The sequence below is a fragment of the Erwinia mallotivora genome, from assembly GCF_000590885.1.
GTDB classification, from domain to species: domain Bacteria; phylum Pseudomonadota; class Gammaproteobacteria; order Enterobacterales; family Enterobacteriaceae; genus Erwinia; species Erwinia mallotivora.
The window spans coordinates 36,835-61,557 of record NZ_JFHN01000054.1 but is presented as its reverse complement, the minus strand read 5'-3'; the positions used below and the strand labels follow the sequence as shown (position 1 = coordinate 61,557).

Here is a 24,723-nt window from a genome sequence, read left to right as displayed (position 1 = left end):
CTGGCTGCTGATTTTCATCCAGCAGCCAGATGCAGCCGTTGGTCACCGGCTGTCCGACGGGAATATACCCTTCTTCGCAAGGCCGGTCTGCCACCCAGGCAGTGGCGCAGACTGCCGCCTCCGTCGGACCATAGGCGTTAAGCACACGGGTGTGCGGTGCAAGTGCATTGAGCAGTGTGGCATCCGGCGCTTCTCCGGCAAACACCAGGCACTCTGCAAACGCCAGCGGAGCGGGATCAATTCCCCTGAACAGCGCCGGAGGCAGCGTGGCATGGGTGATCCCCTGTTGCTGAATAAAATCCATCAGCCGTCTGGCATCCCGTCTTTCATCGCCAACCAGCGTCAGCCTGGCCCCCTGACTGAAGGCCATTGCCAGTTCAAATACGCTGGCATCGAAGCTGATGGAGGCAAACTGAAGTACCCGGCTGTAGGGTTTAACGGCCAGCATCTCCTGCTGGGCAAAGCACAGGTGTGTCAGCTGGCGGTGCTCGACCATCACGCCTTTAGGCCGTCCGGTGGAGCCGGAGGTGTAGATAACGTAGGCGAGGTGTCCGGGTGCCACGGCGGTGCGCGGATTATAGTCCGGCCAGCGGCGATCTTCGCTGGCCTCCTCCAGCGCCAGGCTGTGCAGCGCCACGTCGCCGAGGGCTTTGCGTCCGGCGGCGTCGGCCAGCAGCAGGCGGGGGCCGGCGTCGTCGAGGATATACGCCAGACGTTCGCCAGGGTAATCCGGATCGAGCGGTAGCCATGCGGCCCCGGCTTTAAGTACGGCGAAGATGGCGGCGATCATTGCCGGGCTGCGGTCGGCGCAGAGGGCGACGAGGTCGTCGGGTTGCAGGCCGAGATCCCGCAGGCGGTGTGCGAGGCGGTTGGCGCGGGCGTTGAGCTCGCCGTAGGTAAGGGTGCCGTCGTGCCAGGCGAGGGCCACGGCGTCAGGACAGGTGGCGGCGTGGCGCTCCAGCTGCTGGTGCAGGCACCGGCTGCCGGGGTCGGCCGGGGTGGCGTTGCTGCCCAGCAGCAGATGACGGCGCTCCTCCTCGCTCAGCAGGGTCAGCTGCGCCAGCGGGCGCTGCGGCTCCGCCAGCATGTCGCGCAGCACGTTCAGCAGATAGCCGACGTGACGGGCGGCGGTGGCGGGGTCGAACAGGGCGGTGGCGTAGCGCAGCGCGCCGCGGATACCGTCGTCGTCGTCGACCAGCGACAGCTCCAGGTCAAACTTGATGCGGGCATACGCGTCGGGGCCGGGGCTGACGCGCAGGCCGTCAAAGTCGGGGCTGACGGGGGCGGTCTGCCAGGCGAGCAGCGTCTGGAACAGCGGGGCGTGGGCCAGCCGTCGCGGCGGGTTGAGGCGTTCAACCACCTGTTCAAACGGCAGGTGCTGATGGGCCTGGCCGTCGAGCACCTGCCGTCGGACCTGCGCGAGCAGGCCGGCGACGGTGTCATGGTGCTGCGGCCGGATGCGCAGGGCGAGGGTGTTGACGAGGAAGCCAATCAGCGGCTCCAGCGCGGGGTGGTCGCGCCCGGCGACCGGGGTGCCAATCACCAGGTCATCGCGTCCGGCGAGGCGGCCAAGGACCACGGACCAGGCGGCGAGGACGGTCATATAGGGGGTGACGCCGTGTTGCCGGCTGAAGCGGCGGAGCGCGTCGCTGAGCGCCGGGCCGAAGTTGACGGGCGCGGAGGCCCCGTCGAAGGACTGGCGCTCGGGCCTCGGCCGGTCAGTGGGCAGGGGGATGAGGGGGTCAGCGCCGTGGAGCTGCTGATACCAGTAGTCGGCCTGACGGGCAAGGCGCTGCGGGGTGAGCGCGCGCTGCTGCCAGGCGGCGCAGTCGGGGAACTGTACCGTCAGGGGCGGCAGGTCGGGCTGGCGTCCGGCGCGTCGGGCGTTGTAGCAGGCGCTGAGCTCGCGCCACATGACGCCGACCGACCAGCCGTCGGAGACGATATGGTGCTGGGTGACCAGCAGGCAGGCGCGCTGGTCGGGCAGGCGGAGCAGGCGAGCGCGGACCAGCGGGCCACGGGTCAGGGAGAAGGGGCGGTGCGCCTCCTCTTCGCAGAGGTGCAGCAGCTCGGCGTGGGGGTCGGGCCGGTCGCGCAGGTCGTGCAGCGGGAAGGCGAGCGGTGCGTCCGGTGGCAGCAGGCGGGCAACGGGCTGGCCGTCGTGCTCGCTGAAGGTCATGCGCCATGCCTCGTGGCGGATGAAGAGGTCGCGCAGGGCGCGTTGCAGTGCGTGGTAGTCAGTTTCGCCGTGGAGGATGAGGGCGGCGGGCATGTTGTAGGTGGCCGGGTCCTGCTCAAGCTGGCGGAGGAACCAGAGTCGCTGCTGTGCGGAGGAGAGGGGCAGCGGCCGGTCGCGGTCGGCGGCGACAAAGTCGGGCAGTGCCTCGCGTGGGGCGATGTCGGCGGCGGCGGCCATCCCGGCGAGGCAGGGACGGGCGAAAATCTGCTGCACGGAGAGCAGGCGGCCGGCGTGCTGGCGCAGGCGTCCGCTGAGCTGGACGGCGAGGAGTGAGTGTCCGCCGAGGGCGAAGAAGTTATCACGTCGTCCGATGCGCTCAACGCCGAGGAGTTCGCGCCAGAGTTCGGCGAGGTGGCGTTCGGCGTCGCCCTGCGGGGCTTCGAATGCGGCGCGGGCGAAGGCGTCGTCGTCAGGCTGCGGGAGTGCGCGGCGGTCGAGCTTGCCGTTGGGGGTGAGCGGCAGTGCGTCGAGGGTGAGCCAGGCGGCGGGGAGCATGTAGTCGGGGAGCCGTGCGGCGAGGAAGTCGCGCAGTGCGGCGGGTTCGGGCCGGAGGTCGGGGTCGCGTGGCACGAGGTAAGCGACGAGTCTGGGTTCCGCGCCGTGAAGGTGCTGTGCGGTGACGGCGGCGTCGCGCACGTCGGGGTGTTCGGCGATGCGTGCGGCGATTTCGCCGGGCTCGATGCGGAAGCCGCGTATTTTGACCTGGTCGTCGTTACGCCCGAGGTAAATGAGAGAGCCGTCGTGGTGATAGCGTGCGAGGTCGCCGGTGCGGTAGATGCGGGCACCGGGCAGGGTGCTGAAGGGGTCTGGCAGGAAGCGCTCTGCGGTGAGTTCGGGGCGGTTGAAGTAGCCACGGGCCACCCCCGCGCCGCCAATCCAGATCTCACCCACCGAGGCGGGCGGTACGGGCTGCATCGCATCATCCAGCAGGTAAATACGGGTATTCGCCAAAGGGCGGCCAATGGTTTCGCTGATTGCTCCGTCGCGCGTGTAGCGGTGCCAGGTGGAGTAGGTGGTGGTTTCCGACGGGCCATACAGATTACACAACCGCTGAACCTGCGTTTCAGCAAAAATACGTCCGATCAGGCTGATGCTCAGGGCTTCGCCTGCCAGGTTCAGGCTGGTCAGGGCTTCGGGGAACTGGCGGTTGTTCAGCAGCGTCTGCACAGCGGAAGGCACGGTATTCAACAGGGTGATATCGCTGTCTTTATCAAGTGCCAGCGCATTTTCACCGATGTGTACCGCCGCACCGCGTATCAGTGGCGCAAAGCACTCATAGACCGACAGATCAAAGTTGAGCGAGGTGGCGCTCCAGGTGCGCAGCATCTCGGCCTGGCTGAACGCGTTCTGACTCCAGCACAGAAAGTTCACCATATTTTCATGGGTGATCATCACGCCCTTCGGCTGCCCCGTCGAGCCGGAGGTATAGATAATGTACGCCAGGCTTTGCGGCGTCAGCGCCGGATTATCAGGCTGCGGATCTTCAACGGAGTAATCGGACAGCGCCATCGCGTCAAGTGACAGCATGGTTACGGAAGAGGGCGTCATGGTCTGACTTCCCAGCGTATCGGTCAGCAGACAGACCGGTGCTGCGTCCTGCAGGATATAGTGCAGGCGTTCGCCGGGCCAGGCAGGGTCAAGCGCCACATACGCCGCGCCCGCCTTAAGGATACCGAGCATGGCGACGACCATTTCTGTTCCCCGTTTCATGCAGAAGGCGATGCGATCTTCCGGCGAAACGCCGCGCGCCAGCAGGCAGTGGGCCAGCCGGTTGGCACGCTGGTTAAGTTCGGCGTAGGTCAGTTGTTGTTCACCGCTGACCAGCGCCACGTTGCCGGGGCACTGCTGTACCTGAGCTTCAAACATTTGTGTCAGACGAGACGCCGACAGCGGCGTGCTCGCCGGTGCATACCAGGCGTCCAGCCGCTGACGGTCAGCGGTGGTGAGTATCGGCAAGGTGGCCGCGGGCATGGCGACGTTTTCAGTGCGCATTGCCGCATTAAGCAGCGTGTACAGGCGATCGGTCAGCTGTTCTGCTTCTTCCTCAGCAAGAAGAGTGGCGTTGTAGCGCCAGCGTACAGCATTGCGCTGGCGGTGGTATTGCAGCGTCAGCAGGTGACCCGGCGAGCTGTCATTATCTGCTGCATCCCCGTCGTCAACAATGCTCAGTGTGAAGGCGTGAGAGGTTCCACCAGGGACGTGCAGCCACTCCGCCGGGCAGGGCAGATGGGCAAGAAGAGCCTGGAATTGTTCACTCACCGCCTGCTCAATATGGCTGAACGAGCGTGAGAGATCGATGGGGACGGCAAAGGGAACCTTCCCGGCGAACAGCCCGCTGGGATGGTGATGCGCTACAGAACTTATTCTTATGCCGATCTGCGGCGATGGCAGGCGGGTGTCGCGGGCAAGATAAATCAGCCAGGCGCTCAGCAGCGCAGTCAGTGCGCCTCCGGGCTTGACAGGCGTGACAGACCAGGCGGTAGTTTGCCAGCGTGGCGTAACAGACGATTGCTCAGGCAGGGCTGCGGATAACCAGCCGCTGTCACAGGGTTTCAGGTGCTCGTTCCACCAGCGCTGGTGTGTGGCCGCCTCTTCCCATGCCCCGGTCAGTTGCCAGGCCTGCTCATCGTTAATGATTTTCAATACCGAACCTGGCCTGATGTCGGCTGACTGGGCCAGGGCAAGCGGGCAGCAGGGGGAGCCGTCAACAGCGGAAAATCCGCTAAGCTGCACCGCGCCATCGGCAACGGCAATCTGCCAGCCGTGCTGGTCTGCATTCAGCACGCTACCCGGTTCGGCCTTCGCCACGCCAGTCAACGGAGACATTTTACTGAAGCTGATGAAGGTGTTATCCAGCCAAATTTTACAGGCCGGTAGTGGGCTGTTGGTCGTGGCAGGCCACTGGTGAGCATAAAACTGCCTGACTAGCCGATCGACGGGCCGGTCCCAGCGCATTACGCCTGCGCAGGCCGGGCGGCGACGCAGGGCATAAAAACTTTGCGCCAGTCTGGGATCGGCATACTCATCGGCCACCTCATCAAGTTGGGCCAGTGTCCTGTCCCGCGCCTCCGCCAGCTGTTGCAGGAAAAAATCCAACTGGCTGGCGATTGCCGCAAGCTGCGCGGCGTTGTGCCCTTCAGCGGCGTCATCCAGCAGGATTTCCATTTCACCCTGCTGCGAATCGGCCCAGAAGGTAAAGTGCATATCGCTGCTGGGGATATGGCGTCCGAAGTGTGCCTGCGTCTGGCAATCCTGAAAAGGTGTCCCGTGGTCGAACAGCATAATGTTTACATGCGGGCCAAATCCCTGTCCGGCACTCAGACCGGCGAGGCGCTGGATCGCCTGCGCACGATAGCGCTGGCGAGGTAGCACCCGGTGCAGTTCTTCCCTCACCAGGGCCAGAATTTGTGTTAAGTCAGCCTGCGCGGGGAGCGTGAGAATAAGCGGAATAACATTGGAGGTCATGCCCGTTTGTTCGGTGTTTTGTGTGCCTTTTACCGGCAGGCTGAGGCTGATTGTTTCCTGGCCGGTAAGGTGGCGCATCAGCAGTGCGACGGCGCTGAGCCAGATAACCGGCTCTTTCACCTGCTGCTGGCTGGCTGACGCGCTCAGACGTGCGCGTTTTTCTGCCGCCAGAGTCTGGCGATGTCGCACATTGAGCGCTTTTCTCTCTCCACCGATGACACGTTGCGTCATCGCCGCAGAGGGCAGCCTGCTGACATAGCGCTGCCAGAACTGAGCATCCTCTTTGCTGGCTGGGGAAGTGAGCCAGGTCTGCTCCTCCTGCGGTAGCACAGCGGTGTCCAGCCACGGAAATGTCGGCGGGGTTGAACCGTTGACCAGCGCGTTATAGCTCTCGGCCAGCAGGGATTTCAGCACCATCCATGAGCGTACGTCGGTAAGACTGTGATGCAGCCAGGCGACCAGACAATAACGCTGGTTGCCAAGCCGGAAAAGCCTGAAATAACTCAGCGCGCCATCGGTAGATTTACCCTCCGGCGGGTTTTGCGTCAGCTGATGCAGGCGTTCTTCTTCAGGTGCCTGAAGATGACGTAAATCAGTCTGTTCAGGTATCAGCGGGTCCGTAGCAGCACGCCGTTGCCATAAGCGACCATCCTCACAATGCAGACGCGTTTGCAACTGAGGAACCTGTTGATGCAGATGTTCCAGCGCCTGGACAAGTTTATCGACGTCCAGTCGCCCGTTGATATCCAGTGAGAAGGAAAGCCAGCAATTCGCCTGCTGATGAGTTTCCTCAATCAGGAAGATCTCTTCCTGAGCCAGGGTGGAGGCTGTCATGTGCGGCTGATGGTTACTGGAAGAAGGTAAAACCGGGGTGTTCGCATTCATCTTGATGTTATGACCTTATTTTTTGTTTGCGATATTTACTGCTGCGCGGGCAAAACAACCTGCCCGACAGCGTTGCGTCTGCATCAGGTAACGGTGAGCCGTTTTACCGGCAGGTTGTATTTTTCTGGCTGACAGACAGAAGGGGCGGGAAGAGAGTCGTTATGCAGGATAAAATATGGTGCCAGGGGGTAAACAGGTAAGGCAACATCCAGTTTCTCCATATCTATTTATAAGAAAAAGCGGAGTTTTATAGCCTGCCACTCCGCTTGAATCCGCGTTTGTGGCTTATTCTTGCGATAAATAGGCGGTGAATATATAAGAAAAATTACCATTTTTTTAAAATTACTTAATTTTTTCTTTACAAATAACGGTGCATTGAATACCCAAAAAAGGGTACGGAAGGTAATGAGCATCATGCTCCGGGGAGAGTTCGGCAGGTTCGGCGGCGGCTGGCAAAAGAGAGAAGTGGGGGTATTGAGAGAGGCTGAGAACAGGAAATGCCTGCCTTTTCATGTTGACGGCGATTGTCAGTCTGACTGACAGAAAGCCGTTAAGAGACACCCTGTCTCATTTGGGAGACAGTTAATATAATGATTTTAAAGGTTTTTAATTGTCTGTCTGTAGCCTGTCGCCATACTGCGACAGATCGCGTCCCCGTCTGACAACAGAAAACATTGCCGCCCACGGATAGTGCGCGGGCTGATTTAAATAAAATCATATTAATCAATTGATTATATTTATTTCTATGGGTTTATTTTCTGGTGGCACAGTTAATGCAATAACAACTTTGTAGATGCTCATTCCACCTCTTATGTTTGCGCAAGCTTCATAAACCTGGGAATGATGCAGAGCCGTTTACGATACCTGTTGTCCAGCCACCACTATCGTCGCGAGATCTTAATGGTAAAGGGCACTACGTTGAGTCAGGTATCAGTCAAATTGTCTTACCGACCTGAACTTTATACCTGCCGGACTGGCAGGTTTTTTTTTGCCGCCACGGTAGCTTCAGGCAATAAAAAGCCGGGCATTTAACCCGGCTGATGATGACCATGAACTGAATTCAGGGATTATTTTTCAGCGTCAGTAACAGTCCGTCACGGCGCATTTCTGCGGCTTCCTCTGGCTTTTGCTGACGATCCAGCGAATCTGCCAGCCAGGCGTAGTCAAAAGCATCAGGACGCTGCTTCAGCGCTTCCCTGAAGGCCTCGCTGGCCCGCTGCCATTCGCCGTGTTTCATCAGCAATTGCCCCAGCGTGCTGTAAAGTAGCGGCGTGGCACCGTGCTGTTTGATTTGCTGATTCAGCGCTTTCTCCAGCTGTTCCGGATTACCGGTTTTCAGGCGTGGCATCAGCAGGACCAGACGATCGTCATAATTGCGCTTCAGACCAGCAAGGATAATTTCCTGCGCCGTTTCGTGATCGTCACAGACAATAAGATGGTCTGCCATGGCAACCTGCAACGCTGTGTCATGGCGGGTTTTGCGGCTCTGATTTTGCCACCAGCGCTTCAGCCCCTCACTCCCCTGTTCGGCCATAGCCTGGTTCATCAGGCCCAGCCAGGCTTCCTGTTGCAGCGTCGCTCGGTGAGCCTCATCAAAGATCTGCACCTTATTCATCGCCGGCAGGATATCCAGCAGGGAACTCCATGCGCCGGTGCGCACATAAGCCTGTTCGGCCAACCGCAGAACTTCAGGGTGGCGCGGCGCAATTTCCAACAGGCGATCAATGCCGTGTCGGGCCGCATGGTCTTCATTGCGGGCCAGTTGAATGCGTACACGGGTAATCTCAACCGGTAGCTGATCGTCACCCGCCAGCTCAGCCGCTCTTTCCAGGTGCTGATTGGCGCGAATCTCATCCCCGCGTTGCTGGGCAGCTTCACTTGCCAGCAGGTAGTTAACCACCGGCTGTTCGGCGTGATCGGCATTTTTTGACAGCAGTTTTTCAACCTGACGATGATCGCCCTCGGCCAGTTTCATCAATGCAGCGTTGGTCTGCTTGCGGGCGCGATTGCGTTTTCTGCCCAGAAACCAGCCGCGTGTCCGGGCACCGGTGCGGAACAAACGGCGCAACACCCACTCAATCAGCAGGATGACCAGCAGGGCGAGGATCAGAATAATGGCAAGCCCGGTGACGCTGGTTTCAATATTCCAGTTACTGGTCTGGATCAGGACATAGCCCTGATGACCGGCCAGTATCGGACCCAGCACTATCCCAGCCATCAGTAATAAAAAGAGTATCAGGACCTTAAGCATGCTTATTCTCCCTGCTGCTGTTGTCCGGCACCAGGCTGGGCCAGCAGGTTGCGCACGCGCGTTTGCATCAGTTTATCCAGCATTGGCTGGCTTTGCAGCGCATCAGGCACGTCCATCGAGATGCTTTGCTGGCTCAGCTCGTCAAGCTGGCTGAGATAAGCTTTGGTGGCCGGATCGTGCGTATCAAACCATGCCCGGACCCAGGCGGACACGGTATCGATAGACTGTTTGTAGATCTCATCCTGATGACGCGGAACCGCCTGGGCAGCAACCAGCAGCCTTGAGCGGATATTTTCACGCAGGTAGATTTCCTGATTCGGTGCCAACAGCGGCTCGGCCGTGGTGTCGCGGCGACGGATGGTAATAAAGTCATCCATAAAGTTGTGCCAGCTTTTAACCAGATTCTGTCGCCATTCGCGCAGGGATGAAGAGAGCTCCCCGCTGTCAGAATCCATTGGAGAGTCGCTGTTGTCACTGTCCGCCAGGCGCAGGTTATCCACGCCATTAGATAACTGATTCAGCTTGAGAATAACGCCGTCATAATCGACCTGACTGATGGCTGAGAGTGAGCTGATGTCATTGGTCAGCGCCCGACGTACCTCTATCAGGCTCGGGTCGTTCATCTCTGCCAGGCTGTTGTCAGCACTTTTCAACAGGGCGGCCGCCGTGGTTACATCCTGGTCGCTCCACAGCTTACGTCCAGCCAGTTTCACCAGATAATCGGCCTGCGCCAGCATCCAGGTATGGGCATCGTTACCGGAAATGGTGGCAACCTTTTCTTTTAACTGGTCAAGCTGCTGGCTCATCGCGGCCTGCTGCTGACGGGCGGTGTCTAATGCGCCGGTTTGCGTGGTCAGCTGTTGTTGCAGAGTCTGTCTGCTGCTGGCCGATTGCTGCTGAAGTTCGGAAAGTTGATTAGCCAGCGTCTGATTTGCCGCAGCCAGCTGTTCTGTCTGATGCTTACCGTTAATATAAAGTCCAACGCCTGAAGCCAGTGCGATGGCAATAGCCAGAACGGCCAGTGCTGTCGCAGTATTGCGCGACTGGCGCTGAGGCTTTGGCGCTGGCGATGAGATCTCTCCCGTTGAGGCAGTCTCATCAACCATGGCAGAGGAATCTTTTTGTTCCGTCATTGTGGCATATCCCATATTTAAGTTTATTGTAACGCCCGCAGCAAAGCGTCGTTATCGGCCCCATCGGCCACCCTGATATCACTCCAGCCCCGTTCCCTGGCGCGGGTGGCCAGACGTTCACTGACGACAATCACCCGGCAATGAAGAAGCCATTCCTCACGATCAATATTGGGGAACAACAAAAAGAGCTGTTCCAGCATTTCCCCGCTGGTTACCACCAGGGTGGTAATGCCCCGGTCCCGCCAGCGGCGTCCTTCCGTTGCGCCATCATAATGCTTTGCACTACGTTGATAGCATTCAACAAACTGTACATCAGCCCCGCGCTGTTGCAAGGTTTCCGCCAGAAGTTCACGTCCACCATTACCACGCAGAATTAGCGCCCGCTTACCGGCAACCTTTTGCAATGCGGGTAATTGTATCAGTACTTCGCTGGTTTCACGTTCCTCAGGCCAGACGACCTCCCGCCCGCTGGCGGTGTGAAAGGCCAGTCCGGTTGCGCGCCCTATAGCATAATAGTTCAGGTTAACGGGCCATATCGTCCCGGTCTTTGCCAGAGCGGGTTGCGCATAGTGGATGGCCTGCTGCGAGACGATGAACACCAGGTCATCCTTTTGCAGCGCGTTGAGCTGAGCGGCTAAATTTTCCAGCCCGCGTCCTGGCGTAAATTCTATCAGTGGCATTGACCAGGCAACCTTTCCCGCCAGGCGTAATCGATCCACCAGTTGTTCAGCAGCCGGAGCGGGGCGGGTTACGAGGATGCTCATTCCGGAGGGTTCCCCTGATAGACTTCGGCCAGAATTTCGCGGCCACCGTTATCAAGTAACTCCTCTGCCAGTGAAATGCCCATCTTCTCGGCATCTTCACGTGGGCCACGGCGTTCACCACAGATCATCGCTTTGCCATCCGGCGAGCCGATAAGCCCGCGCAGCCACAGCTGATTATCCTGAAGCACGGCGAAGCTGCCGATTGGCACCTGGCAGCCGCCTTCAAGGCGGGTGTTCATCGCCCGTTCGGCTTTCACCCGTACTGCGGTATCGTCATCGTTCAGTGCCGCAAGCAGGGCGATAGTCGGACTGTCATTAAGACGGCATTCGATTCCCACCGCGCCCTGGCCTACTGCGGGCAATGATTCTTCAGCGGGCATGGCATGACGAACACGTTCGGACAATCCCAGACGTTTCAACCCGGCGACGGCCAGAATGATCGCGTCGTAGTCACCCGCGTCGAGTTTAGAGAGCCGGGTGCCCACGTTGCCACGCAGAGAGCGAATAATCAGGTCGGGACGTCGTGCGCTGAGTTGGCACTGGCGACGCAGGCTGGAGGTGCCGACGACGGCACCCTGTGGCAGGGCATCGACAGAGTCGTAATGGTTGGAAACGAAGGCATCAAGCGGGTCTTCACGTTCACAGATTGTTACCAGCCCCAGTCCTTCAGGAAAGGCAATCGGCACATCCTTCATCGAATGCACGGCAATATCGGCGCGATCGGACAGCAGCGCCTGTTCAAGTTCCTTAACAAACAAACCCTTGCCGCCCACTTTTGCCAGAGGGGTATCAAGGATGACATCACCTTTGGTGATCATCGGCACCAGTTCCACCCGAAGCCCCGGATGACAGGCCATCAGACGTTGTTGAACATAATGTGCCTGCCATAATGCAAGCGGGCTTTGCCTGGTGGCAATTCTTAAGATTTTGTCTAACATGCTTGTTACCGTTTTTATCGTTCAATCATTATCCTAACATCGACAGGTGAAGGCTGTCAGTTTCCACAGGCAGGACCGGCTTAAAGAGAGGGATTGCCGCTCTGACCCATCAGGTTGATTTCAAAACGTGCTAAACTGTGGTAACGCAACTTTCTTTACGGTCAATCTGCCAGATGTTAGATTGATCACGTTTCCGGCATTAATCTGCACGACTACTTCTAAACCAAGCGGTGGATTCGGGAAACACGGTTTTTGTAAGCACTGGGACAATCAGGCGAGACGTCTTGTACCTCTATATAGAGACACTGAAACAGAGACTGGATGCCATCAACCAACTGCGTGTCGATCGCGCTCTTGCTGCCATGGGACCTGCGTTTCAACAGGTTTACAGTCTGCTGCCAACCTTATTGCATTATCATCATCCGCTGATGCCGGGTTACCTTGAGGGTAACGTTCCACATGGCATCAGCTTTTACACGCCTGATGAAAACCAGACGGCCTGGCTTGATGATTTGGAAAGCAAATCGGCGTCGACTCCCATCCTTCCTCCACAGAGTGAAATGCCAATAACCGGCGTCTACTCTATGGGCAGCACCTCCTCTGTCGGGCAAAACAGCATATCAGACCTGGATATCTGGGTCTGCCATCAGTCATGGCTGGATAACGAAGAACGCCTCTGTCTGCAACAGAAATGTACGCTGTTACAGAAATGGTGTGCAGCGATGGGGGTTGAAGTCAGCTTCTTTCTGATTGATGAAAATCGCTTCCGTCACAATGAAAGCGGCAGCCTCGGCGGCGAAGATTGCGGTTCGACCCAGCATATACTGTTGCTGGATGAGTTCTACCGTACTGCCGTTCGCCTGGCGGGCAAGCGCATCCTGTGGAATATGGTGCCTGACGAGGAAGAAGAGCACTACGACGACTATGTGATGTCGCTGTATCAGAAAGGGGTGCTGACGCCGAACGAGTGGCTGGATCTCGGCGGTCTGGATACGCTCTCTGCCGAAGAGTATTTCGGTGCCAGCCTGTGGCAGCTGTACAAGAGTATTGACTCGCCCTACAAGGCCGTGCTGAAAACGCTGTTGCTGGAAGCCTACTCATGGGAATACCCGTCAACACGGTTGCTGGCAATGGATATCAAACAGCGTCTGCATGATGGCGAAATTGTCTGCTATGGTCTTGATCCCTATTGCATGATGCTGGAAAGGGTGACGCGGTATCTTACCAGCATTGATGATTTTGCCCGCCTCGATCTCGTCCGGCGCTGTTTCTATCTGAAAGTGTGTGAGAAATTGTCAGAGCAGAGTGGCGAATCCGGCTGGCGTCGTGAGATCCTCGGTCAGCTGGTAAGTGAGTGGGGCTGGAGCGCGGAGCGTATCGCCATTCTCGACAGTCGCGCTGACTGGAAAATTGAGCGTGTCCGCGAAGCACACAATGAACTGCTCGATGCGATGATGCAGAGTTATCGCAACCTGATCCGCTTTGCCCGCCGTAACAATCTCAGCGGCAGCGCCAGCCCGCAGGATATCGGGGTGTTGACCCGTAAACTTTATGCTGTTTTCGAAGCGCTGCCGGGTAAGGTTACGCTATTTAACCCGCAGATTTCGCCCGATCTTTCTGAACCGCATCTGACCTTTATTCATGTGCCGCATGGTCGTGCTAATCGTGCAGGTTGGTATTTGTATAATCAGTCGCCGGATATGCAGTCAATTATCAGCCATCAACCGCTGGAATATAATCGCTATCTCAACAAACTGGTGGCCTGGGCGTGGTTTAACGGCTTGTTGACCAGCAAAACCCGTCTGCATATTAAAGGTAATGAGCTGTGCGATCTGGCGCGTTTGCAGGAGCTGGTGGCAGACGTGTCGCACCATTTTCCGCTGCGCATTCCGGCGCCATCGGCAAAAGCACTCTACAGCCCCTGTGAAATCCGTCACCTGGCGATTATCGTCAATCTGGAACACGATCCTACGGCGGCCTTTCGCAATCAGGTGGTGCATTTTGACTTCCGCAAGCTGGATGTTTTCAGCTTCGGGCAGCAGCAGCAGTGCCTGATCGGCAGTATCGATCTGCTCTATCGCAATTCGTGGAATGAAGTGCGTACTCTGCATTTCAGCGCTGAGCAGGCAATGATCGAAGGGCTGAAAACCATTCTCGGCAAAATGCATCAGGATGCAGCGCCGCCAGATGCGGTTGAGGTGTTTTGCTACAGCCAGCATCTGCGTGGTCTGATCCGTACCCGCGTGCAGCAGCTGGTGTCAGAATGCATTGAGCTACGTCTCTCCAGCACCCGCCAGGAGCCAGGCCGGTTTAAAGCGGTACGCGTGGCGGGCCAGACCTGGGGACTGTTCTTTGAGCGGCTCAGTGTCTCAGTGCAAAAGCTGGAAAATGCGGTCGAATTCTATGGCGCAATCTCAAATAACAAGCTGCACGGATTATCAATCAAGGTGGAAACCGACCACGCGAAGTTGCCCGTGGTGGTTAATGGTCACGCCAGCGAAGGGATCATCCAGTTTTTCTTTGAGGATACGCAGGACGACCACGGCTTTAATATCTACATACTTGATGAAAGCAATCGGGTGGAGGTTTACCACCATTGTGAAGGAAGCAAAGAAGAGCTGGTGCGTGATGTCAGCCGTTTTTACTCTTCTTCACACGATCGTTTTACCTACGGCTCCAGCTTTATCAACTTTAATCTGCCCCAGTTCTACCAGATTGTGCAGACGGATGGACGTTTCCAGGTGATTCCTTTCCGCAGTCAGACGCTGGCGCAACTCCGCACCCCCCTGTCAGATAACGATCCCGGCGCGAATTACGATCAGCGCTTCCAGATGCATTGACCGCGACAGCATTAGCGCTCCTCCTTTCTGGCTCTGCTTCACCGGCGTATAAAGACCGCCTTAACGCTGCCAGATGGCGTCGCATTTTTTTGCAAACAGCGTTGACGCCAGTCACATTTCCTCCGCGCCATGATGGCAAACCGTGCTGTGCTGACCAGAATAATGGGGTTGAGTCCAGTCTGACAGGGAGCATGCATGTTCTTTTTTCATAAAGATTCCCCGGTAAAGCGAGTGGGTGAAGGGGTAAGCCGGCGTGTGCTGGCCCACGGCGGCAAGATGATGTGTGTCGAGGTGAGGTTCGAGCAGGGGGCTATCGGCCCGAAGCATTCCCATCCGCATGAACAACTGACTTATGTTCGCAGCGGCACTTTTATTTTCACCGTCGGCGACGAGCAGTATCAGGTTCGGGCCGGGGATACGGTCTATAACAAGCCGGGCATTGTGCACGGTTGTGTTTGTCTGGAAAGTGGTGTGCTGGTGGATATGTTCACCCCGCATCGTCATGACCTTCTTTAAGCCCGTCTGAACACTGCCAGGGTGAAACCGCCTCTACTGAACAATGCAGTCAGGCGAGGCGGTGCGATGCAAACGAGGCTTTCCTGAAACGCTGCGGGCCATCAGCGCAGGGTATTTCTTTCTTCGTAAATCGATCGCCTTTTCCTGTTGCTTTTAACACTTCACCTGCGATGATAGTCAACCATACGGGCATCAATAACGAGCAGAATGAGCATGAACAAAATGATTTGCCGGATGGCGCTGGTGCTGGCTGTGAGCAGCCTGGCAGGATGTGGACTGAAAGGGCCGTTATATTTCCCGCCGCCGGAGCAACCTCAGAAACAGACGCCTGCTGCCAGCAAACCGACAACCAGCAAAGGGCAACAGCAGTCAACGGTCACCGCCACAGGTTCGGATCAACAAGCGGCTCAGTAACGATGATGCAGCCACCGGAGCCAAAAATGCAGTTTTCCAAAATGCACGGTCTGGGTAATGACTTTATGGTCGTTGATGCCGTGACGCAGAATGTCTATTTTTCCCCTGAGCTGATCCGTCGTCTGTCGGATCGTCATCTGGGGATCGGCTTCGATCAGTTGCTGATTGTGGAACCTCCCTACGATCCCGACCTCGATTTTCATTACCGCATTTTTAATGCTGATGGCAGCGAAGTTGCGCAGTGTGGTAATGGCGCGCGCTGTTTCGCCCGCTTTGTGCGTCTGAAAGGGCTGACCAACAAAAGCGATATCCGCGTCAGCACCCAGACGGGGCGCATGGTACTCAGCGTCACGCCGGATGAGCTGGTATGCGTCAATATGGGGGAGCCCAATTTTGAACCGCAACAGGTGCCTTTTCGCGCTAACAAAGCGGAAACCCTCTATCTGATGCGCGCCGCCGAGCAGACGATAATGTGTGGCGTGGTTTCAATGGGCAATCCGCACTGTGTACTTCAGGTAGACAGTGTGAAAACTGCGCAGGTTGAAACGCTTGGCCCGGTACTGGAAAGCCACGAACGTTTTCCTGAGCGGGTCAATGTGGGTTTCATGGAAGTGGTCAGCCGTGAACATATCCGTTTGCGGGTTTTCGAGCGCGGTGCAGGTGAGACGCAAGCCTGTGGCAGCGGTGCCTGTGCGGCCGTGGCCGTGGGGATCCAGCAGACGCTGCTGGCGGAGAAAGTCCGTGTGGATCTGCCCGGCGGCAGCCTGAATATCGCCTGGAAAGGTCCCGGCCAGCCGCTGTACATGACCGGGCCTGCCACTCACGTTTATGACGGATTTATTCATCTATGAAAAATGTCGGAGAACAACAGGCGCTCAGCGAGCTGCTGAACGATCGTGCAGTCAGTGACTACCTGCTGCAAAATCCGGACTTTTTTATTCGTAATGCCCGCCAGGTTGAGCAAATGCTGGTTCCGCACCCGATTCGCGGCACGGTTTCCCTTGTGGAGTGGCAGTTAGCCCGTCAACGCAACCATATCGCGCAGTTGGAAGAAGAAATTACACTGCTGATGGAGCAGGCCAGCGCCAATCAGCAGCTGTTTGACCGTCTGCTGTCGTTACAGTCCCGCCTGGCTTCAGCTTCCAGCCTGCATGACATGCTCAATCGTCTGCATCGCTGGGCACGTGAGCTGGGGCTGGCTGGTGCAAACGTACGGTTGTTCAGCGAAAAATGGCGCATTGGCGCGCCATCCGATTTCACCCAACTGGCGTTGCCGCGTCAGGCCTTTGAGCCGCTGCGTATTCAGCGTCTGGGTGAAAAACGTCACTACCTGGGCAGCCTGAATGGCCCCGAACTGTTGCTGTTACTGCCTCAGGCGAAGGCGATTGGTTCCGTTGCCATGTCGCTGATGGGTGAACAGGGGGATTTGGGCGTGTTGATCTTCAGCAGTCGCGACAATCAGCATTATCAGTCGGGAATGGGAACGGTGTTGCTCCAGCATCTCTCACAGATGCTGCCGGAGCTGCTGTTGCGCTGGGTGGAACGGGCATGACACCGCTGGCGTCAGCCGTAGAGGGCTTTCTGCGTTATCTGAAAGTGGAGCGGCAGCTCAGCCCGTTAACGCAAATCAATTACCAGCGTCAGCTGGCTGCCTGCATTGTCCTGCTGGAAGAGAGTAAACTCAGCAGTTGGGACAAGCTTGATGCGGCTCAGGTTCGCTCTCTGGCGGCGCGCAGTCGTCGTGCCGGGTTGAAACCTGCCAGTCTGGCATTGCGGCTCTCTGCCTTACGCAGTTTTCTCGACTGGCAAATCAGCCAGGGCTGGCTGAAGGCAAATCCCGCCAGAGGCATCGCCAGCCCGCGTGCGCCACGTCACCTGCCGAAAAATATTGATGTGGATGAGGTGAATCGCCTGCTGGATATCGATATCAACGACCCGCTGGCGGTGCGTGACCGGGCGATGCTGGAGATTATGTACGGTGCCGGTTTACGTCTTTCTGAGCTGGTCGGCATTGATACCGGCCATCTTGATCTGGACTCTGGTGAAGTCTGGGTGGTCGGCAAAGGCAGTAAAGAGCGTCGTCTGCCCATTGGCCGTACCGCCGTACTGTGGATGGAGCACTGGCTGGAAATGCGTGATCTGTTTGCCCCGCAGGATCAGGCGGTGTTTCTGTCGAAAACGGGAAAACGCATCTCGTTGCGCAATGTGCAGAAGCGCTTTGCGGAATGGGGCGTCCGGCAGGGCGTCTCCAGCCATATTCATCCCCACAAGCTACGGCACTCTTTTGCCACGCATATGCTGGAGTCCAGTGGCGATCTGCGAGCGGTACAGGAGCTGTTGGGCCATGCCAATCTCAGCACCACGCAAATCTACACGCATCTGGACTTCCAACACCTGGCGTCGGTTTACGATGCCGCTCATCCCCGTGCGAAACGAGGAAAATCCTGATGCACTTTTACCGCCCGTTACGACCTGTTTCAGCCATGACCTTCGATCTGGATGACACCTTATACGACAACGCGCCGGTTATCCGCCGTACCACCGAGCAATCCCATGCTTTCCTGCAAGCCTGGCATCCAGCCCTGAGCACCTTCAGCGTGGAGCAGTATCAGCAACTGCGTGACGATTTGCGCCAGCAGGAGCCGGATATTTACCACGATGTCAGTGAATGGCGTCGTCGCGCGGTCGAACTGGCCATGCTGAATGTTGGCCTCAGTCAGCGTGAAGCGGAAAAAGGCTCACAGGAGGTGATGGCCCATTTCGCCAGCTGGCGCAGTAAAATTGAGGTGCCGGAGGAGACACACCGCACCTTGAGTGCCCTGGCACAACGCATCCCACTGGTGGCGATTACCAATGGTAATGCTGAACCTCACCTGTTCGGTCTGGACAAATACTTCCAGTTCATTCTGCGGGCAGGGCCGGATGGCCGCGCCAAGCCTTTTGATGATATGTACCAACTGGCGGCAGAGCGGTTAAACCTGCCGCTGGAAAATATCCTGCATATCGGTGATGACCTGACTACAGATGTGGCAGGCTCGGTTCGTTGCGGTATGCAGGCCTGTTGGATCAATCTGCGTGAAGGGAATCTGCTGCATATTGCTGACAGTCGCCTGTTGCCCACGCTGGAAATTTCGCAGTTGGCATCGCTGACTGCGCTGATATAATATACTGGTTAAATATCCAGTTGAGTCGCGATCACTCCCTATTTACTGACGGTGCTTATGGACGTTTCTGACCTGCTCGACAGCCTGAATGACAAACAGCGCGATGCCGTTGCCGCACCGCGAAGCAACCTGCTGGTGTTAGCAGGAGCAGGCAGTGGCAAAACCCGCGTACTGGTGCACAGGATTGCCTGGCTGCTGGCCGTTGAGAACTGCTCGCCCTATTCAATCATGGCAGTCACCTTTACCAACAAAGCCGCTGCTGAAATGCGTCACCGTATCGGGGAGCTGATTGGCACCAGCCAGGGCGGCATGTGGATTGGTACTTTCCACGGTCTGGCCCATCGTTTGCTGCGGGCGCATCATCTTGATGCGGGGCTGCCGCAGGATTTTCAGATCCTCGACAGTGAAGATCAGATGCGTTTACTGAAGCGCCTGATTAAAGCGATGAATCTGGATGATAAACAGTGGCCGGCCCGCCAGGCGATGTGGTACATCGGGGGCAAAAAAGACGAAGGTCTGCGCCCGAAACATATTGAGAGTTACGGCAATCCGGTTGAACAGACCTGGCTGCGCATTTATCAGGCCTATCAGGAAGCCTGCGATCGCGCCGGGCTGGTGGATTTTGCGGAGCTGCTGCTGCGCGCTCATGAACTGTGGCTGAACAAACCTCACATCCTCAATCATTACCGCGAACGTTTCGGCAATATTCTGGTGGACGAATTCCAGGATACCAACAGCATTCAGTACGCCTGGATACGTCTGCTGGCGGGAGAGTCGGGAAAAGTGATGATCGTTGGCGATGATGACCAGTCGATTTACGGCTGGCGTGGGGCGCAGGTAGAAAATATCCAGCGCTTTCTTAACGACTTCAGCGGCGCACAGACCATTCGCCTCGAACAAAACTACCGATCGACCAGTAATATTCTTAAAGCAGCTAACGCATTGATTGCCAATAATAATGGACGGCTGGGGAAAGAGCTGTGGACCGATGGCAGTGACGGTGAGCCGATCGCCATTTACTGCGCTTTTAACGAGCTGGACGAAGCCCGCTTTGTGGTCAACCGCATCAAAGTGTGGATGGAAAACGGCGGTGCGCTGAAGGACTGCGCCATCCTTTACCGCAGTAACGCCCAGTCGCGCGTGCTGGAGGAGGCATTGTTGCAGACCAGCCTGCCTTACCGCATCTACGGCGGTATGCGCTTCTTCGAGCGTCAGGAAATTAAAGACGCACTGGCCTATCTGCGGCTGATTGCTAACCGTAATGACGATGCAGCTTTCGAGCGCGTGGTGAATACACCGGCGCGGGGCATTGGTGACCGGACGCTGGATGTGGTGCGCCAGACGGCCCGTGAGCGTCAGTTGACCTTGTGGCAAACGGCCCGCGCGCTGCTTCAGGAAAAAGCGCTGGCCGGGCGCGCCGCCTCGGCGCTGCAACGTTTTACCGAACTGGTGGATTCGTTAGCTCAGGAAACCAGCGAACTGCCGCTGCATGTCCAGACCGACAGGGTAATCAAAGACTCCGGTTTGTGGCTGATGTATGAGCAGGAAAAAGGTGAAAAAGGTCAGGCGCGCATTGAAAACCTTGAGGAACTGGTCAACGCCACGCGGCAGTACAGCTATCAGGACGAGGATGAAGATTTAATGCCGTTGCAGGCTTTTCTGTCGCATGCCGCACTGGAAGCGGGGGAAGGTCAGGCTGATAAGTGGCAGGACGCGGTGCAGCTTATGACTCTGCACTCTGCGAAAGGCCTGGAGTTTATGCAGGTGTTTATCGTCGGCATGGAAGAGGGGATGTTCCCCAGCCAGATGTCGCTGGAGGAAGGCGGCAGGCTGGAAGAGGAGCGTCGCCTGGCCTATGTCGGTGTGACACGCGCCATGCAGAAACTCACTCTGACCTATGCGGAAACCCGCCGTTTATATGGCAAAGAGGTCTATCACCGGCCTTCGCGCTTTGTCGGCGAACTGCCTGAAGAATGCGTTGAGGAGGTCCGTTTGCGGGCCAGCGTCAGCCGACCGGCCAGCCACCAGCGTATGGGCACGCCAGTTGCCCGTAACGACAGTGGTTTTTCTCTGGGGCAGCGGGTGCGTCATGCGAAATTTGGCGAAGGCACCATCGTCAATCTGGAGGGCAGCGGGGAACACAGTCGTTTACAGGTTGCTTTCCAGGGACAGGGAATTAAATGGCTGGTGGCCGCCTATGCGAAGCTGGAAACGGTCTGAATTAACGTCGTTTTGGCGTGTCCGGACATTAAGTCTGACGGTGAATGACAACGCAGGGAGACGTGTTAACTGGTCACTAAATGGCTAACATGAAGACCTGTTAAACGGTCTTTATGAGTATCACATGCCTGACAAAATTTTGAGTGATATCAGCGCCAGTGTCAGCGATCTGAAAAAAAATCTGATGGCGACAGTGGGTGCCGGCCAGGGTTTTCCGGTAGCGATACTGAATCGCAACCAGCCAGCATTTTATTGTGTTCCGGCAGAGCTTTACGAAAAGATGTTGGATACTCTTGATGAACAGGAGCTGACCAGACTGGTCAGCGAGCGCAGCAATCAACCGCTTATTGATGTGGACCTGGACAGTTATCTATGATCTACAGGGAAGATGCGCTGAAAGAGCGGCACAAACTGGAAAAAGCCATTTAGCAGCAGTTCGTCAGAAAGTTAAAAAAATGCTGTGAAAACCCGCATATCCCTTCAGCAAAACTTAGGGGTATAAAGGACTGCAACATAATAAAACTTCGCTCCTCGGGTTTTCGACTGGTATATCAGGTTATAAACGACGCTTTAATTATTGCCGTGGTAGCCGTTGGCAAACGTGAGCGCAGCGGCGTCTATAACCTGGCGAGTGAAAGATTAAGATAATTATTTCTGGAAGCGGTCGCCCGGCTGTGCGCTGGCATACCAGGCCATGACTTCAGCAGTCCCTTCGCCACCTTCCGGCGGTGCCCAGTGCATACAGTCATCTTCGGTCAGCGCCTGATAAGGGCCGTGTTTTACTTCAAAAATCACCCCACCTTCATCCAGAGAAAGCACCGCGTGCCAGGTGAATGCGGGCATTTCCTGTAACAAAATATCTTCGCCCAGTATCGTCCGATCGGTAACCTCGCCCGCATCGTTAAACTGCAATACCACGAAGCGTCCTTTCAGCGGCGTTAACAGCTCCCAGGTCTGCGGATGACGGTGTGGCCGGATATAGGTGCCGGGCTCCATGGCAATCGCCAGGCGCTGAACCGGATCGCTAAGCTCTTCATGCAGGGTGCGGTGGGCGCGCAGACGGGGCACGCTGGCGGCCTGCTCACTCATGCTCTTTATGTCGCAACGGGAAATCTGTTTCATTCTACTCCTTATTATACCGGGGTTATTATTGACGCCATTTTCGGCACAGCGTAACATGCGCGCACCATTACCCTAAGAGGACATTCGCCTTGGACACACCCAGTAGATACTGGCTCACTGACCTGTACAACAGGTACAACTCCTAAGGCTATCCTCTTCTGCCGATAGCCTTCGTGGTTGTTGGCGACCTCCATCGCGTCGCTCAGAGTCAGATCGACCGAAGCTCCTCGTGTTCAGGCGTCAGTCCCATGATATTGCATTTGGGAGTAAAGCCATGCTGAGCGCATTTAAACTTGATCACAGCCGTCTGACTCGCCTTGAGCTGGAAGAACCCGTTGATGAACTGAGCAGTTCAGTCTGGGTCGATCTGATCGAGCCAGTCGATTCCGAGCGAGAGCGCGTCCAGACTGAACTGGGTCAGAGTCTGGCCACCCGTCCTGAACTGGAGGATATTGAGGCCTCTGCCCGCTTTTTCGAAGACGAAGACGGTTTACATATCCACTCATTTTTCTTCTACGAAGATGCGGAAGATCACGCAGGTAACTCTACGGTGGCCTTCACCATCCGCGAGGGACGCCTTTATACCCTGCGAGAGCGGGAATTACCCGCCTTCCGCCTGTACCGTATGCGCGCCCGTAATCAGACGCTGATTGACGGAAATGCCTGGGAGCTGCTGCTGGATCTGTTCGAAACCAAAATTGAACAGCTGGCCGATGAAATCGAAAACATTTACAGCGATCTGGAAAAACTCAGCCGGGTGATTATGGAGGGGCAGCAGGGAGATGAATTTGATGCTGCATTATCGACGCTGGCGGAACTGGAAGATATCGGCTGGAAAGTGCGTCTGTGTCTGATGGATACCCAGCGGGCGTTGAACTTCCTGGTGCGCAAGGCTCGCCTGCCGGCTAATCAGCTGGAACAGGCGCGGGAAATCCTGCGCGATATTGAATCCCTGTTACCGCATAACGAATCGCTGTTTCAGAAAGTAAACTTCCTGATGCAGGCGGCGATGGGATTTATCAACATCGAGCAAAACCGCATTATCAAAATCTTCTCGGTAGTTTCAGTGGTGTTCCTGCCGCCTACCCTGGTGGCGTCCAGCTACGGGATGAACTTTGAATTTATGCCGGAGCTGAAATGGAGTTTTGGCTATCCGGGAGCTATCGGCCTGATGATCCTTGCGGGTCTGGCACCTTATGCTTATTTCAAACGTAAAAACTGGCTGTAATCAGACAGAACGGTTGTAGCAGCAATGCTACAACCGCCTGATTCAGTTTGACTGCCCGCGCTCTGTCCTCAACGCCATTTTCTGCACCAGACAACAACCCTTAGCTTCTTACCAGCCGCGGTTCTCTGCGGCGCATCGTCCAGAGTGCATCAAAGATAAACAGCGCCAGCGCCAGCCAGATGAAACTGAAGGTCATGGCCTTATCTGCCGTCATTTGCTCACCGTAAAACACCACGGCGAGCAGAAACATCAGCGTCGGGCCGAGATACTGGAAGAAGCCCACGGTTGACAGCCGCAGCCGGGCACAGGCGGCGGTAAAAAACATCAGCGGGATGGTGGTCACGATTCCAGCCGCTACCAGTAACAGGTTGAGTGACAGGGGATTATGGCTCAGGTGACTGGTACTGCTGTCGGCAATGCCAAACAGGTAAATTGCCGCTGCGGGTAACAGCCAGCTGGTTTCAATCAGCATCCCGGATTTGGCATCCACGCCAATCTTTTTGCGCAGCAGACCATAAAAAGAGAAGGTGACCGCCAGCGCCAGGGCGATAATCGGTACTGAACCAAACTTCCACAGCTGGACCAGCACACCAAAGGTTGCCAGCAGCACGGCCAGCCACTGTAACCGGCGAAAACGCTCGCCGAGAAAGACCATGCCGACCACCACATTAAACAGCGGATTGATAAAGTAGCCCAGGCTGGCTTCCAGCATATGATGATTATTGACTGCCCAGATGAAAATCAGCCAGTTACAGCCGACTACCGTGGCAGAAACCGCCAGCAGCAGCACTTTTTTCGGCTGTTGTAAGGTCAGCTTTACCTGTTTCCAGTGGCGACTGAAGCTTATCAGCAGCAGCATAAAAAAGAATGACCAGATTACCCGATGAGTAATGATCTCATCGGCATTAACCTGTTGAATGAGTTTGAAATAAGCAGGCGCGATACCCCAGATTGTGTAGGCTCCCAGCGCAAAAAGCACACCCTGCCGGGTTTGCTGTGCATCCATGAAATGTCTTTCCTTTAATCAGTTAATAATCAGCCAACCAGGTAGGTGGCCGTCGCGCTGGCGATATACACACCAGCATCATTGTGCAGCTCAACCCTGGCGACGGCGACTTTATTACCACCGCGCAGCAGGCTGCTGGTGGCAATAAAACGCTCCCCACGTCCGGGACGCAGATAATCAACGCGCAGATCGATGGTGCCCATTCGCGAAAGTCGCTGACGCAGTGCGTCTTCAGTCATCCCCGGCTGGCGAGAAAGGGCATTGTTAACACAGACCAGCCCGGCTGCCACATCAAGCACCGACGCGATAACGCCACCGTGCAGGATCTGCTGTGCCAGATTACCAATCAGCTGCGGCTGGCTGGCAAAGCTCAGTTCGGCATAATCCGGATCGAGTTTGTCCAGTTGCAAACCGAGCGCACGGTTAAATGGCATGTCATTAACAAAAATCTCGCCAACCAGGTGGCGAACAGCGTCCTGGGTCAGCGGCACGTTGGCGATCATGGGTTTCCTTTTGCGGCGAAATACGCGAAACGAAG

The 24,723-nt window shown here is 56.6% G+C and carries 18 protein-coding genes and 1 pseudogene; 11 read left to right on the top strand and 8 right to left on the bottom strand.

Translation table 11 applies throughout. From position 1 onward, the window contains the following. From BG55_RS14500 to hemC, 5 genes are all read right to left on the bottom strand, one after another. A partial coding sequence (locus BG55_RS14500) for a non-ribosomal peptide synthetase (protein ID WP_034938904.1) occupies positions 1-6,589 on the bottom strand: 6,589 nt, incomplete at its 3' end. 1,060 nt (positions 6,590-7,649) lie between these two features. Continuing rightward, the gene (gene hemY / locus BG55_RS14490) at positions 7,650-8,840 is read right to left on the bottom strand and encodes a protoheme IX biogenesis protein HemY (protein ID WP_034938898.1); all 1,191 of its coding nucleotides are present in this window, start codon (positions 8,838-8,840) and stop codon (positions 7,650-7,652) included. A 2-nt stretch (positions 8,841-8,842) separates the two neighbouring features. Next, entirely contained in the window at positions 8,843-9,973 is a 1,131-nt protein-coding gene (gene hemX / locus BG55_RS14485) for a uroporphyrinogen-III C-methyltransferase (protein WP_034938896.1), read from the bottom strand. 23 nt (positions 9,974-9,996) lie between these two features. Further along, the gene (gene hemD, locus BG55_RS14480; RefSeq protein ID WP_034938894.1) at positions 9,997-10,737 is read right to left on the bottom strand and encodes a uroporphyrinogen-III synthase; all 741 of its coding nucleotides are present in this window, start codon (positions 10,735-10,737) and stop codon (positions 9,997-9,999) included. Next, complete coding sequence (gene hemC, locus BG55_RS14475) at positions 10,734-11,675, bottom strand: hydroxymethylbilane synthase (protein ID WP_034938891.1); 942 nt, start codon at positions 11,673-11,675, stop codon at positions 10,734-10,736. Before hemC ends, hemD begins: the two co-directional genes overlap by 4 nt. Positions 11,676-11,959: 284 nt before the next feature. Here hemC and BG55_RS14470 point away from each other — a divergent pair, with 284 nt between their 5' ends. From BG55_RS14470 to BG55_RS21945, 10 genes and pseudogenes are all read left to right on the top strand, one after another. Then, entirely contained in the window at positions 11,960-14,515 is a 2,556-nt protein-coding gene (locus BG55_RS14470) for a class I adenylate cyclase (RefSeq protein ID WP_034938889.1), read from the top strand. Positions 14,516-14,710: 195 nt separating this feature from the next. After that, entirely contained in the window at positions 14,711-15,031 is a 321-nt protein-coding gene (locus BG55_RS14465) for a cupin domain-containing protein (RefSeq protein WP_034938886.1), read from the top strand. 213 nt (positions 15,032-15,244) lie between these two features. Then, on the top strand, positions 15,245-15,445 hold the full coding sequence (gene lptM / locus BG55_RS14460) for an LPS translocon maturation chaperone LptM (RefSeq protein WP_034938884.1): 201 nt from the start codon (positions 15,245-15,247) through the stop codon (positions 15,443-15,445). 26 nt (positions 15,446-15,471) lie between these two features. After that, on the top strand, positions 15,472-16,296 hold the full coding sequence (dapF, locus tag BG55_RS14455) for a diaminopimelate epimerase (protein ID WP_034938918.1): 825 nt from the start codon (positions 15,472-15,474) through the stop codon (positions 16,294-16,296). Next, the gene (locus BG55_RS14450; RefSeq protein WP_034938881.1) at positions 16,293-16,997 is read left to right on the top strand and encodes a DUF484 domain-containing protein; all 705 of its coding nucleotides are present in this window, start codon (positions 16,293-16,295) and stop codon (positions 16,995-16,997) included. The genes dapF and BG55_RS14450 overlap by 4 nt, the downstream gene beginning before the upstream one ends. Further along, a complete protein-coding gene (gene xerC / locus BG55_RS14445) occupies positions 16,994-17,893 on the top strand; it encodes a tyrosine recombinase XerC (protein WP_034938879.1) in 900 nt (299 codons plus the stop codon). The genes BG55_RS14450 and xerC overlap by 4 nt, the downstream gene beginning before the upstream one ends. After that, on the top strand, positions 17,893-18,609 hold the full coding sequence (gene yigB, locus BG55_RS14440; protein WP_034938876.1) for a 5-amino-6-(5-phospho-D-ribitylamino)uracil phosphatase YigB: 717 nt from the start codon (positions 17,893-17,895) through the stop codon (positions 18,607-18,609). The genes xerC and yigB overlap by 1 nt, the downstream gene beginning before the upstream one ends. A gap of 57 nt (positions 18,610-18,666) precedes the next feature. Beyond that, positions 18,667-20,829 (top strand): DNA helicase II, encoded by a 2,163-nt coding sequence (uvrD, locus tag BG55_RS14435; protein WP_034938874.1) that lies wholly within the window; start codon positions 18,667-18,669, stop codon positions 20,827-20,829. A gap of 124 nt (positions 20,830-20,953) precedes the next feature. Continuing rightward, the gene (locus tag BG55_RS14430) at positions 20,954-21,205 is read left to right on the top strand and encodes a type II toxin-antitoxin system Phd/YefM family antitoxin (protein ID WP_034938871.1); all 252 of its coding nucleotides are present in this window, start codon (positions 20,954-20,956) and stop codon (positions 21,203-21,205) included. Continuing rightward, positions 21,202-21,477, top strand: a pseudogene (locus tag BG55_RS21945) (type II toxin-antitoxin system RelE family toxin). The gene BG55_RS14430 and the pseudogene BG55_RS21945 overlap by 4 nt, the downstream one beginning before the upstream one ends. Here the strand turns inward: BG55_RS21945 and BG55_RS14425 are convergent. Further along, a complete protein-coding gene (locus tag BG55_RS14425) occupies positions 21,478-21,951 on the bottom strand; it encodes a WbuC family cupin fold metalloprotein (RefSeq protein ID WP_034938869.1) in 474 nt (157 codons plus the stop codon). A 274-nt stretch (positions 21,952-22,225) separates the two neighbouring features. On the opposite strand from BG55_RS14425, the gene corA reads away from it, so the two are divergent. Beyond that, positions 22,226-23,179 carry a magnesium/cobalt transporter CorA gene (gene corA / locus BG55_RS14420; RefSeq protein WP_034938915.1) on the top strand — a complete coding sequence of 318 codons (954 nt, stop codon included), beginning with the start codon at positions 22,226-22,228 and terminating at the stop codon, positions 23,177-23,179. 100 nt (positions 23,180-23,279) lie between these two features. Here corA and rarD read toward each other — a convergent pair whose 3' ends face one another. Continuing rightward, on the bottom strand, positions 23,280-24,185 hold the full coding sequence (gene rarD, locus BG55_RS14415) for an EamA family transporter RarD (RefSeq protein WP_034938866.1): 906 nt from the start codon (positions 24,183-24,185) through the stop codon (positions 23,280-23,282). Between the two features lie 29 nt (positions 24,186-24,214). After that, positions 24,215-24,688, bottom strand: a complete 474-nt coding sequence (locus BG55_RS14410) for a thioesterase family protein (protein WP_200871626.1) — start codon at positions 24,686-24,688, stop codon at positions 24,215-24,217. Positions 24,689-24,723 lie beyond the last annotated feature (35 nt).

Excerpts from the sequence above, each read along its gene's own strand:
- hemY (WP_034938898.1), bottom strand. The coding sequence starts at position 8,840 with ATGCTTAAGGTCCTGATACTCTTTTTATTACTGATGGCTGGGATAGTG.
- hemX (WP_034938896.1), bottom strand. The coding sequence starts at position 9,973 with ATGACGGAACAAAAAGATTCCTCTGCCATGGTTGATGAGACTGCCTCA.
- hemD (WP_034938894.1), bottom strand. The coding sequence starts at position 10,737 with ATGAGCATCCTCGTAACCCGCCCCGCTCCGGCTGCTGAACAACTGGTG.
- hemC (WP_034938891.1), bottom strand. The coding sequence starts at position 11,675 with ATGTTAGACAAAATCTTAAGAATTGCCACCAGGCAAAGCCCGCTTGCA.
- BG55_RS14465 (WP_034938886.1), top strand. The coding sequence starts at position 14,711 with ATGTTCTTTTTTCATAAAGATTCCCCGGTAAAGCGAGTGGGTGAAGGG.
- lptM (WP_034938884.1), top strand. The coding sequence starts at position 15,245 with ATGAACAAAATGATTTGCCGGATGGCGCTGGTGCTGGCTGTGAGCAGC.
- dapF (WP_034938918.1), top strand. The coding sequence starts at position 15,472 with ATGCAGTTTTCCAAAATGCACGGTCTGGGTAATGACTTTATGGTCGTT.
- BG55_RS14450 (WP_034938881.1), top strand. The coding sequence starts at position 16,293 with ATGAAAAATGTCGGAGAACAACAGGCGCTCAGCGAGCTGCTGAACGAT.
- xerC (WP_034938879.1), top strand. The coding sequence starts at position 16,994 with ATGACACCGCTGGCGTCAGCCGTAGAGGGCTTTCTGCGTTATCTGAAA.
- yigB (WP_034938876.1), top strand. The coding sequence starts at position 17,893 with ATGCACTTTTACCGCCCGTTACGACCTGTTTCAGCCATGACCTTCGAT.
- uvrD (WP_034938874.1), top strand. The coding sequence starts at position 18,667 with ATGGACGTTTCTGACCTGCTCGACAGCCTGAATGACAAACAGCGCGAT.
- BG55_RS14430 (WP_034938871.1), top strand. The coding sequence starts at position 20,954 with ATGCCTGACAAAATTTTGAGTGATATCAGCGCCAGTGTCAGCGATCTG.
- BG55_RS14425 (WP_034938869.1), bottom strand. The coding sequence starts at position 21,951 with ATGAAACAGATTTCCCGTTGCGACATAAAGAGCATGAGTGAGCAGGCC.
- corA (WP_034938915.1), top strand. The coding sequence starts at position 22,226 with ATGCTGAGCGCATTTAAACTTGATCACAGCCGTCTGACTCGCCTTGAG.
- rarD (WP_034938866.1), bottom strand. The coding sequence starts at position 24,185 with ATGGATGCACAGCAAACCCGGCAGGGTGTGCTTTTTGCGCTGGGAGCC.
- BG55_RS14410 (WP_200871626.1), bottom strand. The coding sequence starts at position 24,688 with ATGATCGCCAACGTGCCGCTGACCCAGGACGCTGTTCGCCACCTGGTT.